Raw genomic sequence first — 12,488 nt, 5'->3', positions numbered from 1 at the left:
TGGCCGCAGGTCCGCTGCCGGGCCGCCCGCGCGGAGACGGCGCGCACACGCCTACGGGGCACGGCCGCGAGGGAGCGGGTCGTCTGCTCGGCTGACGGTTGGTCGGCTCTGAAGGGTCGGCCTGTCTGCTCGGCCGGCGGTTGGGTGGCCGCGGGTGGTCGGGTCGATCGCACCGCTGACGGCTCGGCGGCTGTGAAAGGTCGGGTTGCCTGCTCGGCTGGTGGCTGGGTGGCTGCGGGTGGTCCGGTCGATCGCATGGCCGGCGGTTGGTCGGCTGTGAGGGTTCTGGCCGTCCGCATCGCTGACGGTGGGGTGGCCGCGTGAACGGCAGGCCTGATGGCGAGGACGACCTCGGCGACATGATCCCGTTCTCCTCCGGCGACTCCGAGCAGGACAGGCCGGAGGACCCGGCCGCGGGCGAGCCGAACCCGGAGCGACGGCGGCCCGAGCCCGATGCGACGGCCGGCCCTGAAGCAGCGGCGGAGCCCGAGACGGTGACGGAGCCTGAGACGGCGGCGGAGCCTGATGCGGGGGCGGAGCCTGATGCGGCGGCGGAAGTCGGCGATGCGGAGGCCCGCGATGCGGAGGCCCGCGATGCGGAGGCCCGCGATGCGGAGGCCCGCGATGCCGAAGCCAGCGCGGCGGAGGTCGGCGCTGCGGAGGTCGGCGCGGTGGGGGAGGCGGAGGGCGGAGTGCCGGCCGCGCCCCGCCAGCGGGCCTTGCGCAAGGCCGGGATGGTCTCCGCAGGCCTGATCGTGTCCCTGGTGGCGTTGGGGGCGGGCGGGATCGCGGTGCTCAAGCCGTACCTGAGCCCCGAAGACTTCGACGGGCCCGGCAGCGGCGCCGTGACGGTGCGGATCGCGCCGGGTTCGAGCGCGCAGGCCATCGGCTCCGTGCTGGCCGAGGCCGGGGTGGTGGCGAGCGCGCAGTCGTTCGTACGGGTGACGGAGGAGCGCGCGGTCACCAACCGGCTGCGGCCCGGGCACTACCGGATGCGCAAGGGCATGGCCGCCAAAGCGGCGCTCGACCTGCTGCTCGCGCCCTCGTCCAGGGTCGTGCGGCGCGTCACCGTCCCCGAGGGCCTGCGGACGTCCGAGGTGCTGGCCCGCGTCGCCAAACTGGCCGGGTTGCCGCTCAAGGAGCTGCAGGGTGTCGACAAGGCCCTCGTCGGCCTGCCCTCGTACGCGGAGGGGCTCGAGGGGTTCCTGTTCCCCGCCACGTACGAGATCGAGCCCGGCGACACGGCGGTGGACGTGCTCGCGGCGATGGTCGAGCGCTTCCAGCTCGCGGCCCGCCAGATCGGCCTGGAGAAGGAGGCGGCCCGCAAGCACGTGACGCCGCTGGAGGCCGTCACGGTGGCCAGCATGATCCAGGCCGAGGGCGGGGTCGACGCGGACTACCCGAAGATCTCCAGGGTGATCTACAACCGCCTCCAGAAGGGCACCCCGCTGGAGATCGACAGCACCGTCCTGTACGCGCAGAACCGGCGGAGTCTGAAGATTACGGAGCGTGACACCAAGGTCGACTCTCCTTACAACACCTACCAGCACAAAGGGCTGCCGCCCGGGCCCATCGCGAATCCCGGGGAGAAGGCGCTGATGGCGGCCCTGAACCCAGCGCAAGGCGATTGGCACTGGTTTGTGACGACGGATCCGGCGCATAGAATCACCAAATTCACCGACAAAGAGAGCGAGTTCGTGAGATACCGGGAAGAGCTGAATAAGAACCTCGGGACGAGTTGATGTTCGGCGGGACCCCCTCCGTCCCGGCGCAAATGCCCCCAAACGGGTCATGCGTCCTCTTTCCATCCCTTAGCATGGCTACCCAGAGTGATCTCCGCTGGTCGTGGGAGCATGTCCGGCGGACCCCCCAGTTCCGCTCGGTGACCCAAGCCGGTTTGGCGGTTTCGCTTGACGCCCGGCCGGTCATACCGGGAGATTGGCCAGCGCACCTATGAACGATCTCGATCTGAACACTCTCCTCGGCGCCGAGGACGACGGTGGTCGTACCCGGCGCACTCGCGGCGGCCGTGGCGGCCGCCGGCGGCGCCGACGCCGCAACCGTGGCGGCTTCGTCGCGCCGCTGCTCGCCTTCGTCGTGCTGGCGGGCATCATCGGCGGTGGCGGTTACTACGGCTACATGTGGCTCAACGACGCGCTCGTGCCCGACGACTACACCGGTCAGGGCACCGGCGAGGTCGTCGTGGAGATCAAGGACGGCCAGAGCGCCTCGGACGTGGCGCAGGAGCTGGAGAAGCAGGGGGTCGTGGCCAGCGCCAGGGCGTTCACCAACGCGATCGCCAACGCCAACAGGAGCGGCTCGCTGCAGCCCGGCTCGTACAAGCTGCGCAAGAACATGTCGGCAGCGAGCGCGGTGGCGCTGCTCATCCCGGACAACCGGATGCGCGCCACGGTGACCCTCAAGGAGGGCCTGCGCCTGTCCGACACCTTGAAGACGTTGGCGCAGGAGACCGGCAAACCCGTCAAGGACTTCGCCGCGGCGGCCAAGGACGTGGAGCAGCTCGACCTGCCGAAATACGCCAAGGGCAAGCTCGAGGGATACGCCTTCCCGGCCACGTACGAGGTCCAGCCCAAGACCACGGCGTCGCAGATCCTGGGAGCGATGGTCAAGCGGTTCAACCAGACGGCTGAGCAGATGGACCTCGAGGGCGGCGCTAAGTCACTCGGCCACACGCCGCACGAGATCATGGTCATCGCCAGCATCGTGCAGGCCGAGGCCGGTCGCCAGGAGGACATGCCGAAGATCGCCCGCGTCATCTACAACCGGCTGGAGCGCAAGCCGCAGATGAAGCTGGAGATGGACAGCACGGTCATGTACGCGCTGAACAAGTACGGCACGGCCGCCTCGATCCCCGAGACGAAGACCAAGAGCCCGTACAACACGTACCTGAACCTCGGCCTGCCTCCCGGGCCCATCGCGAACCCCGGGGACCACGCGATCGAGGCCGCCCTGAACCCCGCCAAGGGGCCCTGGCTCTACTTCGTCGCCACCGACCCCAAGAGCAACATCACCAAGTTCGCCACCACGGAGGCCGAACGCCAGGCGCTGCTGGCCGAATACCGCAGGAACGGCGGCTGATCGGCGATCCGACGCGTCACACGCCCGCCCACCTCACACGGTGGGCGGGCTTTTTTGGGGCCGGTTCTGCCCGATCCGCGCGTGCGCCGTCGTTGTGATGCGGGCGGCGGGGCCCGCGCGGGGACGCCCACTTGGCGGGCCGTCGTATGGCGGGGGGCTGCGCGGGGACGCCCACTTGGCGGGCCGCCGTACAGCGGGTGGCGGGTTTGCGCGGGAGACACCCATTCCTTTACGGCTGCGCACGGTGGGCACCCCCCGCCGACCTGCGCCGCCCCCCGTCCAAGGGACGCTTCTCAGGTGACGGGACGACCCGCCGTGACGCGCGCCCCGTGGGCCGTCCGAGCGGCGAAGCGTGGGCGACAGGGCGATAGGGTCGTCATGTTTCGGAAGGAGTGTGGATGCGGGCTGCGGTGATGGGGTCGCCCATCGGTCATTCGCTCTCGCCTTACCTGCACCGGGCCGCGTACCAGGCGATGGGGCTCGACGGGTGGAGCTACGAGGCGTTCGAGTGCGACGAGGCGCGGCTGCCCGCGCTGCTCGGCGAGCTGGTGCCCGTGCGCGGCCAGATCCCCGGCGGCGAGGACGCGTGGGCCGGGCTGTCGCTGACCATGCCGCTCAAGCGGGCCGTGCTGCCCCTGCTCGACACCGTGTCCGACCTGGCCGTCGAGGTCGGCGGGGCCAACACCGTGGTCTTCCACGACGGGCGCCGGCACGGCCACAACACCGACGTCTACGGCATCGAGCAGGCGCTGGCCGAGGCGGGCGTGCCCGCGCCGGGCTCGGCGACCGTGCTGGGCGGAGGGGCCACGGCGGCGTCGGCGCTCGCGGCGCTGCGTAACCTCGGGCTGTTCTCGGCGACGCTGCTGGTGCGCGACCCCGCGCGGGCGGGGGAGACGGTGGAGGTGGCCGAGCGGCTGGGCGTGGCGCTGGCGGTGGAGACGTTCGACAAGCTCGACGCCTTCACGCGGGTGGATCTGGTGGTCTCGACGCTGCCAGGCGGGGCGGCGGACGCGTTCGCCGACCGGCTGGCGCGGGTGCCCGCGCTCTTCGACGTGGTCTACTCACCCTGGCCGACCGGCGCGGCGGCGGCCGTGCGGGCCGCGGGCGGCACCGTGGTCGGGGGGTTCGCGATGCTGCTGCACCAGGCGGTGCGGCAGGTGGAGCTGATGACGGGCCGGACGGATGTGCCGGTGGAGGCCATGCGCGCGGCCGGCGAGGCGGAGCTCGCTAAGCGGTCATCTCGAACGGGTTGATCACGGTCACGCCCGTGTCCGCGAAGTCCTTCACGTTGCGGGTGACCACGCTCAGCCGTGAACCTTGGCCGTGGCCGCGATCAACGCGTCGGAGAAGGGAAGAGCGCGCACGCAGCGCATGCGGCCCCATTCCTCGGTGACATCACTGGTGATCGGGATGATCCGATCCCCGAAGGACTGGAAGAGCCGGGCGAGCCACCTCTCCAGCACCAACGCCTGCTGGGGGTCGCTCTTCCGGCGCAGCTCGATCCCCCAGCGGATCTCGCCGATGGACAGGACGCTGAGGTAGAGAGTCGGCCCCAGGTTGTCATGTGGCTTCGTACCTCGGAGATGACGTAGCCGACGCTCACCAGCCGAGGTCCACTTCTCGCGGGAGACTCTTGTCGCGTGCGAACTCCAGATCGTCCGGCCAGTCCGGCTCGCTGAGCAGGAACTCCTTGAAGTCCGGCTGCCTGCCCCTGAGCCGGCGGTACTCCTCCATGTCAAGGATCACCACCACGTCCTTGCCGTGCTTCGTGACGACCTGCGGCCCCTCGTCGTGAGCCTTCCTGACGACTTCACTGAACTGCTGCTCGGCCTCTTGCAGCTGCCATCTGGTCGCTTCTGTCTGGATCGCGGCCATACGACCTCTCTCTGTCTAGGCTGGACAGAAGTTTGGCGCAGGGGGCCGGGCCAGCGGGGATGATTCGAGAGCCTCCGGTCGTTGTGGTAATGTAGCTCTCTGATCGGTCCGGCATGCCATTGCTGGACGCGCAAGCGGAGGTCTCCCTCCCACCTGAGTCACCGGAAAGGTGGCCGGGTCCAGGATCACGCCGGACTACTCCGGGGAGCTCCAGGCCACGAAAGCCGAAGAGCTCAGTGGCCCCGCATGCGCGACGTGCGGGGCTTTTCGCGTTGGCGAGGAGCTCCCGGCACGACGAGCACGTAGGGATCGCGAACCTAGGAGGCCCCATCAGCACTGAGCCCCGCATCAACGAGCGTATCCGAGTTCCCGAGGTTCGCCTCGTGGGCCCGAACGGCGAGCAGGTAGGCATCGTCTCGATTCACGACGCCCTGAAGCTCGCCCAGGAGGCCGACCTCGACCTCGTCGAGGTCGCGGCCACGGCTCGACCGCCCGTGTGCAAGCTCATGGACTACGGCAAGTTCAAGTACGAGTCCGCGATGAAGGCGCGCGAGGCGCGCAAGAATCAGGCGCACACGATCATCAAGGAGATCAAGCTCCGGCCGAAGATCGACCCGCACGACTACGAGACCAAGAAGGGTCACGTGGTGCGGTTCCTCAAGGCAGGAGACAAGGTCAAAGTCACGATCATGTTCCGTGGTCGCGAGCAGTCCCGGCCGGAGTTGGGTTTCCGGCTTCTGCAGCGGCTCGCGGACGACGTCCAGGAGCTCGGTTTCGTGGAGTCCCACGCCAAGCAGGACGGCCGTAACATGATCATGGTGATCGGTCCGCATAAGAAGAAGGCTGAGGCCAAGGCCGAAAAGGCCGCCGCCAAGGCACAGCGTGGCAGCGAGGACACTTCCCCACAGGAAGGATGACCCGCGGTTGGGGTTAGCCTTACAGAGCGCCCCGATCCAGCCACCAGCAGACGAAGACGCCGCGACCGGGTCGGCCCAGCACCGGCCCGGCCCGTGGCACGACCGAAACGAGGAGAGACGGCGACATGCCGAAGATGAAGACGCACAGCGGTGCGAAGAAGCGGTTCCGGCTTACCGGCACCGGCAAGATCAAGCGTCGCCGTGCCAACCGCGCGCACTACAACGAGTGGAAGTCGTCCACGCTGACGCGCCGTCTCAAGAACGAGGTCGTCCTTTCCGACGCCGATTCCAAGAAGATCAAGAAGCTGCTCGCTAAGTAGCGCGATTCCCCGGGGAGAAGAAACATGGCACGCGTGAAGCGGGCGCTCAACGCCAAGAAGAAGCGCAGGGTCGTCCTCGAGAGGGCGAGCGGTTACCGCGGCCAGCGGTCGCGTCTGTACCGCAAGGCCAAGGAGCAGATGCTCCACTCGATGACGTACGCCTACCGGGACCGCAAGGACCGCAAGGGCACCTTCCGCCGTCTGTGGATCCAGCGGATCAACGCCGCCGCCCGCCAGAACGGCATGACCTACAACCGCCTGATCCAGGGTCTGCGCCTGGCCGGCGTCGAGGTCGACCGCAAGATCCTGGCCGACCTCGCGGTCAACGACAGCCAGACTTTCGCCACGCTCGTCGAGGCCGCCAAGAAGGCGCTTCCGGCGAACGTGAACGCTCCGGCCGCGAGCTGAAGAGCCGCGAGCTGAGGCGCTCGTCTTAATCGAGGGGCCCACCGATGACGGTGGGCCCTTTGTTGCTGTGTGGGGCGCCGCCACGAGGGGCGTCCAGGTGTGAGGCGCTGGCGCGAGGGGCGTCGCGGTGTGGGACGTTCCGTGAGGGACGCTGCTGTGTGAGACAGGGAGAGAGCATGGCCGGGTCCGAGCTGACCAACGTGAAGTCGCCGCGGGTGAAGGCGGCCAGGCGGCTCACCAAGCGGGCCTTCAGGGAGCAGGACCGCAGGTTCCTGGCCGAGGGGCCGCAGGCCGTGCGCGAGGCGCTCAAGCTCGACGGCGTGACGCTGGAGCTGTTCAGCACCGCCGAGGCCGAGCTGCGCCACCCCGAGCTGATCACCGAGGCCCGTCTGAAGGGCGTGCCCGTGCACCGGGCCAGCGGCGAGGTCATGTCGGAGCTGTCACAGACCGTGACCCCGCAGGGGCTGGTGGCCGTCTGCGCGCTCGTGCACGTGCCCCTGGACAAGGCGCTGGCGGAGCAGCCGCGCCTGGTCGCCGTGCTCGCCCACGTGCGCGACCCGGGCAACGCCGGCACCGTCATGAGGGCGGCCGACGCCGCCGGCGCCGACGCGGTGATCTTCACCGACGCCTCCGTCGACCCGTACAACGGCAAGTGCGTACGCGCCAGCGTCGGCAGCCTGTTCCACTTGCCCGTCGTCATCGGTGCACCGGTGAGCGCCGCCGTGCGTCAACTCAAGGAGCGGGGTTTGCGCGTGCTGGCCGCCGACGGCACGGGCAAGCACACGCTCGACGATGTTGATCTTAGCGGACCCACCGCGTGGATCTTCGGCAACGAAGCCTGGGGACTGCCGGAGGACGTACTGGCTGAGGCCGACGATGTGGTCAGAGTGCCCATCTACGGACAGGCGGAAAGCCTGAACCTGGCCACCGCCGCGGCGGTATGCCTTTACTCCTCGGCTAGGGCTCAGCGAGTGCCCTAGGCGGTGGGAAACCCGCTATTGTCGGCGTTGTAGGCGGAGGGGGCGAGGTCGTGCACGGCGCAGACACCGACGGGCGAGTTGTGGCCGCCGCGTGCACGATAGCCATCGACGACCTTCCCGACGGCCTCATCGTGACCGACCGTGACGGCTGCGTGCTGGCCGTAAATCGGGCCGCCGCCCGGCTCACCGGCGTTCCCATGGAGCGCGCGGTCGGCAGGCACATGAACGACGTGTTCCCGTTCCGCGACCATGACGGGCGCGACTGGTGGAAGGCGCTCGACCCCGAGGGCGGGATGCGCATCAGGAGCAGGGCGCCGGAGCGGCCGCTGCACCTGCCCGGCGGCCAGGAGCTGTACGTCGCGGCCAGGCTCGTACGCGAGCCGGAGCGCGGCGGCGAGGTCGAGCGCGTCACGATCACCCTGCGTGACGGCGGCGCCCGCGCCCGGCTGGAGCGCAGCCGCGCCGACCTGGTCTCGACCGTGGCCCACGAGCTGCGTTCGCCGCTGACCAGCGTCAAAGGCTTCACCGCGACCATGCTGGCCAAGTGGGAGCGCTTCACCGACGAGCAGAAGCGCGTCATGCTCGAGACCGTCAACAACGACGCCGACCGCGTCACCAGGCTCATCACCGAGCTGCTCGACGTCTCGCGCATCGAGTCGGGGCGGCTGGAGGTGCGCCGCCAGGTCGTCGACGTACCCGCCAGGGTGCGCAGGCTCATCGCGGGCAGGGTCGCGGCGGGTGAGACTGAGGGGCGTTTTCGCCTGATCGTCGGCGACGACCTGCCGGAGATGTGGCTCGACCAGGACAAGATCGACCAGATCCTGGGTAACCTGGTGGAAAACGCGCTGCGCCACGGGCGCGGCACTGTGACAATTGAGATCGAGTCCGTCGGATGGGGAGTTGCCGTGTCGGTGCGCGATGAGGGCGAGGGCATCGAGCCCGAGCTGGCTCCGCGCGTCTTCAGGCAGTTCTGGCGAGGCGGCAACAGCCGCCGGCGCGGTGGCACCGGGCTCGGCCTCTTCATCGTCAAGGGCCTGGTCGAGGCGCACGGCGGCACGATCACCGTGCAGCGGGCGCCCGAGGGCGGGGCGGAGTTCCGATTTACCGTGCCCACCGGCACGCCCGACTTCGTCACCCCTTAGCGATCGAGTCGGCCCCGGTGGGCGGGCCCCACTAGACTCTTTTCCGCTCAAGCCCTGGATACGGAGCTCACTCTTGTCTGACTACGACCCCGTCGAGGTGACACCGTTGCATGCCGACGAGGTGTCCCGCATGGAGGCCGACGCCATCGCGGCGATCAAGGTGGCCGACAGCCTCGACGCACTCAAGCAGGCCCGGCTGGCGCACGCGGGCGACCGCTCGCCCATCGCCCTGGCCAACCGCGAGATCGGCGCCCTGCCGCCCGCCGCCCGCGCCGAGGCCGGCAAGCGCGTCGGCACCGCCCGTAGGGCGATCAACGAAGCGCTCGCCGGCCGCCAGGCCGAGCTCGAGGCCGAGCGCGACGCGCGGGTGCTCGTCGAGGAGACCGTCGACGTCACCCTGCCGTGGGACCGGCGGCCGCGCGGCGCCCGCCACCCGCTGACCACGCTGCAGGAGCGCATCGCCGACGCGTTCGTCGCCATGGGCTACGAAGTGGCCGAGGGCCCCGAGCTCGAAGGCGAGTGGTTCAACTTCGACGCGCTCAACATCGCCAAGGACCACCCGGCCCGCTCGGAGCACGACACGTTCTACGTGGCAGCGCCGGGTCACGCCGACTCCGGCATGGTGTTGCGCACGCAGACCTCGCCGGTGCAGATCCGCGCACTGCTCCAGCGCGACCTGCCGGTCTACGTGATCTCGCCCGGCAAGACGTTCCGCACCGACGAGCTCGACGCCACCCACACCCCGGTCTTCCACCAGACCGAGGGGCTGGCCGTGGACGAGGGCCTGACGATGGCCCACCTCAAGGGCACGCTCGACCGGTTCGCGGAGGTGATGTTCGGCAAGGGCATCACGACCCGCTTCCGGCCCAACTACTTCCCGTTCACCGAGCCGTCCGCCGAGATGGACCTCAAGTGCTTCGTCTGCCGCGGCAGCTCGGCGATCCCCGGCAACCCGCCCTGCCGCACCTGCAAGTCGGAGGGCTGGATCGAGTGGGGCGGCTGCGGCATGGTCAACCCGCGCGTGCTCATCGCCTGCGGGGTCGATCCGTCGCGGTACTCCGGGTTCGCGTTCGGCATGGGCATCGAGCGGACGCTGATGTTCCGCCACAACGCCGAGGACATGCGTGACATGGTCGAGGGAGACGTGCGCTTCACGCTCCCGTTCGGAATGGAGATCTGATGAAGGTCCCGCTTTCCTGGCTGCGGGAGTATGTCGATCTCCCGGCGGTCACCGCCCACGAGGTGGCCGACAAGCTCACGGCCGCCGGGCTCAAGCTCGAGTCGATCAGCTCGCACGGCCACGACGTCAAGAACGTCGTCGTCGGCGAGGTGCTCGTGATCGAGGAGCTGTCCGGCTTCAAGAAGCCGATCCGGCACTGCAAGGTCGAGACCGGCGAGGCGACGCCGCGCGAGATCGTCTGCGGCGCCACCAACTTCGTCGCCGGTGACCGCGTGCCCGTCGTGCTGCCCGGCGGCGTGCTGCCCGGCGGGTTCGAGGTCGGGGCGCGCAAGACGTACGGGCGCATGTCGGAGGGCATGATCTGCTCCGAGCGCGAGCTCGGGCTGAGCGACGACCACGGCGGCATCATGGTGCTGCCGGCCGACACCCCGATCGGCACCGACGTGGTCGAGTTGCTCGGCCTGCGCGACGACGTGATCGAGCTGGAGATCACGCCCGACATCGGCTACGCGCTGTCGATCAGGGGCGTGGCCCGCGAGGTGGCGACCGGGTTCGGGGTGGCCTTCCGCGACCCCGCCGACGTCGAGCTGCCCACCGAGACCGGCACGGCGTGGCCGGCGTCGATCGCCGACCCGACCGCGTGCGACAGGTTCGTGCTGCGCGAGGTCACCGGCTTCGACCCCGCCGCCCAGAGCCCGCTCTGGATGCGGATCCGCCTCACGCGCGCCGGCATGCGGTCCGTGTCGCTGGCCGTCGACATCACCAACTACCTGATGCTGGAGCTCGGGCAGCCGCTGCACGCGTTCGACCGCGGCAAACTGCGCGGCGAGATCGTCGTGCGCCGCGCCGTCGCGGGCGAGCGGCTGGAGACGCTCGACCACGTCGTACGCGAGCTCGACCCCGACGACATCCTGATCACCGACCAGTCGGGGCCGATCTCGATGGCCGGCACCATGGGCGGGCTGGAGACCGAGATCTCCGACGCCTCGAGCGACATCGTCATCGAGGCCGCCCACTTCTCCGCGACCGGCATCTCGCGCGAGTCGCGCAGGAACGGGCTGGTGTCGGAGTCGTCCAAGCGGTTCGAACGCGGCGTCGACCGGGAGCTGCCCCTCGTCGCCTCGTGGCGGGCCGTGCAGCTGCTGGCCGAGCTGGGCGGCGCGAGCATCCAGCCCGGGGTCACGCACGCCGAGGTCGAGGTGTCGCCCGCGCGCATCGCGATCCCGTCGAGCTATCCGGGCACCGTGGCCGGCGTCCCCTACTCCAAGGAGACCGTCGTCTCCCGGCTGCAGCAGGTCGGCTGCGTCGTGGTCGACGGCGACGACCCGGCCGTGCGCCAGGGCGGCGTCGACCCGACCGGGGTCGTGACCGGCGGCGCCCTGGCGGCCAAGCTGGCCGTCACCGGCGACGACATGATCACGGTGACGCCGCCGTCGTGGCGCCCCGACCTCACCGACCCCAACGACCTGGCCGAAGAGGTCATCCGGCTGGAGGGCTACGAGAGCCTGCCGTCGGTGCTGCCCTCCGCCCCCGCCGGGGCCGGGCTCACCGAGGGCCAGCGGCTGCGCCGCCGGGCCGGCCGGGCGCTGGCCGAGGGCGGCTACGTCGAGGTGCTCAGCTACCCGTTCATCAGCCCCGACGACTTCGACCGGATGCTGCTGCCCGCCGACGACGCGCGCCGCCGTGCCATGCGGCTGGCCAACCCGATGTCGGAGGACGAGCCGCTGATGCGCACGACGCTGCTGCCGGGTCTGCTCAAGACCCTGGTGCGCAACGCCGGGCGCGGGTTCTCGGACGTGGCGCTGTTCGAGATGGGGCCGGTCTACCGGCCGCGCGAGGGCGCTCCCGAGGTGGCGCCGGCGCTCGGGGTCGAGCGCCGGCCGACGGCCGAGGAGCTGGCCTCGATCGAGGCGGCGCTGCCCGACCAGCCGGTACGGGTCGCGGTGGTGCTGGCCGGCGAGTTCGAGCGGTCCGGCTGGTGGGGCGGCGGTCGCACCGCCTCCTGGGCCGACGCGGTGCAGGCCGCGCGGCTGGTCGCGGGCGAGGCACGGCTGGAGCTGTCCATCAGCGCCGACCAGCACGAGCCCTGGCACCCCGGCCGGTGCGCCGCCCTCTACGTGGGCGACACGCTGGTGGGGCACGCCGGCGAGCTGCACCCGCGCGTCATCGAGGCGTACGGGCTGCCGCCGCGCACCTCGGCCATGGAGCTGGAGCTGTCACGCCTGGAGTCCGCCATGCCGGGCCCCGTTCAGACGCCGTCGGTGTCGGCCTACCCGGTGGCCACGCAGGACGTCGCGCTGATCGTGCCCGACTTCACTCCGGTGGCCGACGTGGAGGCCGCCCTGCGCGACGGTGCCGGGGAGCTGCTGGAGTCGATCCGGCTGTTCGACGTCTATGCGGGGGAGCAGGTGGGCGAGGGGAACAAGTCGCTCGCCTACACGATGCGCTTCCGCGCCGCGGACCGGACGCTGACGGTGGAGGAGACCACGGCGGCGCGTGACGCGGCGGTGGCCATGGCGACCGACCGCGTGGGCGCTCAGCTCCGTAGCTCCTGAGCTGGGAAGGGG

Annotated in this window: 12 protein-coding genes; 10 read left to right on the top strand and 2 right to left on the bottom strand. The window is 70.3% G+C overall.

The genetic code is table 11. From position 1 onward, the window contains the following. Nucleotides 1-320 precede the first annotated feature (320 nt). The 3 genes from mltG (ACWDX9_RS25930) to ACWDX9_RS25920 all read left to right on the top strand — a co-directional run bounded on the left by mltG (ACWDX9_RS25930) (nucleotide 321) and on the right by ACWDX9_RS25920 (nucleotide 4,352). The gene (mltG, locus tag ACWDX9_RS25930) at nucleotides 321-1,742 is read left to right on the top strand and encodes an endolytic transglycosylase MltG (protein WP_449958097.1); all 1,422 of its coding nucleotides are present in this window, start codon (nucleotides 321-323) and stop codon (nucleotides 1,740-1,742) included. Nucleotides 1,743-1,953: 211 nt separating this feature from the next. Then, nucleotides 1,954-3,099 (top strand): endolytic transglycosylase MltG, encoded by a 1,146-nt coding sequence (gene mltG / locus ACWDX9_RS25925; RefSeq protein WP_449958096.1) that lies wholly within the window; start codon nucleotides 1,954-1,956, stop codon nucleotides 3,097-3,099. Between the two features lie 398 nt (nucleotides 3,100-3,497). Further along, entirely contained in the window at nucleotides 3,498-4,352 is an 855-nt protein-coding gene (locus ACWDX9_RS25920; RefSeq protein ID WP_449958093.1) for a shikimate dehydrogenase, read from the top strand. Nucleotides 4,353-4,403: 51 nt separating this feature from the next. Here the strand turns inward: ACWDX9_RS25920 and ACWDX9_RS25915 are convergent, their stop codons facing one another. Then, the gene (locus tag ACWDX9_RS25915) at nucleotides 4,404-4,595 is read right to left on the bottom strand and encodes a hypothetical protein (protein ID WP_449958104.1); all 192 of its coding nucleotides are present in this window, start codon (nucleotides 4,593-4,595) and stop codon (nucleotides 4,404-4,406) included. 103 nt (nucleotides 4,596-4,698) lie between these two features. Beyond that, complete coding sequence (locus ACWDX9_RS25910; RefSeq protein ID WP_449958090.1) at nucleotides 4,699-4,974, bottom strand: type II toxin-antitoxin system Phd/YefM family antitoxin; 276 nt, start codon at nucleotides 4,972-4,974, stop codon at nucleotides 4,699-4,701. A gap of 272 nt (nucleotides 4,975-5,246) precedes the next feature. On the opposite strand from ACWDX9_RS25910, the gene infC reads away from it, so the two are divergent. The 7 genes from infC (at nucleotide 5,247) to ACWDX9_RS25875 (ending at nucleotide 12,476) form a co-directional block, all read left to right on the top strand. Continuing rightward, nucleotides 5,247-5,891 (top strand): translation initiation factor IF-3, encoded by a 645-nt coding sequence (infC, locus tag ACWDX9_RS25905; protein WP_435054250.1) that lies wholly within the window; start codon nucleotides 5,247-5,249, stop codon nucleotides 5,889-5,891. A gap of 125 nt (nucleotides 5,892-6,016) precedes the next feature. Further along, complete coding sequence (gene rpmI / locus ACWDX9_RS25900) at nucleotides 6,017-6,211, top strand: 50S ribosomal protein L35 (protein ID WP_043622108.1); 195 nt, start codon at nucleotides 6,017-6,019, stop codon at nucleotides 6,209-6,211. 24 nt (nucleotides 6,212-6,235) lie between these two features. Beyond that, entirely contained in the window at nucleotides 6,236-6,619 is a 384-nt protein-coding gene (rplT, locus tag ACWDX9_RS25895) for a 50S ribosomal protein L20 (protein ID WP_185077087.1), read from the top strand. 176 nt (nucleotides 6,620-6,795) lie between these two features. After that, the gene (locus tag ACWDX9_RS25890; RefSeq protein ID WP_449958087.1) at nucleotides 6,796-7,599 is read left to right on the top strand and encodes a TrmH family RNA methyltransferase; all 804 of its coding nucleotides are present in this window, start codon (nucleotides 6,796-6,798) and stop codon (nucleotides 7,597-7,599) included. Nucleotides 7,600-7,649: 50 nt separating this feature from the next. Next, complete coding sequence (locus tag ACWDX9_RS25885; RefSeq protein ID WP_449958085.1) at nucleotides 7,650-8,741, top strand: ATP-binding protein; 1,092 nt, start codon at nucleotides 7,650-7,652, stop codon at nucleotides 8,739-8,741. Nucleotides 8,742-8,871: 130 nt separating this feature from the next. After that, nucleotides 8,872-9,921 carry a phenylalanine--tRNA ligase subunit alpha gene (pheS, locus tag ACWDX9_RS25880; RefSeq protein ID WP_449958100.1) on the top strand — a complete coding sequence of 350 codons (1,050 nt, stop codon included), beginning with the start codon at nucleotides 8,872-8,874 and terminating at the stop codon, nucleotides 9,919-9,921. Continuing rightward, nucleotides 9,921-12,476 carry a phenylalanine--tRNA ligase subunit beta gene (locus tag ACWDX9_RS25875; RefSeq protein ID WP_449958082.1) on the top strand — a complete coding sequence of 852 codons (2,556 nt, stop codon included), beginning with the start codon at nucleotides 9,921-9,923 and terminating at the stop codon, nucleotides 12,474-12,476. The genes pheS and ACWDX9_RS25875 overlap by 1 nt, the downstream gene beginning before the upstream one ends. Nucleotides 12,477-12,488 lie beyond the last annotated feature (12 nt).

It is taken from the genome of Nonomuraea sp. NPDC003201, from assembly GCF_053590415.1.
The sequence above is the reverse complement of the archived record's forward strand: the minus strand, read 5'-3'. Positions and strand labels throughout refer to the sequence as shown.

Bases quoted from the DNA above. Each gene is read 5' to 3' on its own strand.
- ACWDX9_RS25910 (WP_449958090.1), bottom strand. From the start codon at position 4,974: ATGGCCGCGATCCAGACAGAAGCGACCAGATGGCAGCTGCAAGAGGCC.
- ACWDX9_RS25890 (WP_449958087.1), top strand. From the start codon at position 6,796: ATGGCCGGGTCCGAGCTGACCAACGTGAAGTCGCCGCGGGTGAAGGCG.
- pheS (WP_449958100.1), top strand. From the start codon at position 8,872: ATGGAGGCCGACGCCATCGCGGCGATCAAGGTGGCCGACAGCCTCGAC.
- ACWDX9_RS25920 (WP_449958093.1), top strand. From the start codon at position 3,498: ATGCGGGCTGCGGTGATGGGGTCGCCCATCGGTCATTCGCTCTCGCCT.
- rplT (WP_185077087.1), top strand. From the start codon at position 6,236: ATGGCACGCGTGAAGCGGGCGCTCAACGCCAAGAAGAAGCGCAGGGTC.
- mltG (WP_449958096.1), top strand. From the start codon at position 1,954: ATGAACGATCTCGATCTGAACACTCTCCTCGGCGCCGAGGACGACGGT.
- ACWDX9_RS25875 (WP_449958082.1), top strand. From the start codon at position 9,921: ATGAAGGTCCCGCTTTCCTGGCTGCGGGAGTATGTCGATCTCCCGGCG.
- rpmI (WP_043622108.1), top strand. From the start codon at position 6,017: ATGCCGAAGATGAAGACGCACAGCGGTGCGAAGAAGCGGTTCCGGCTT.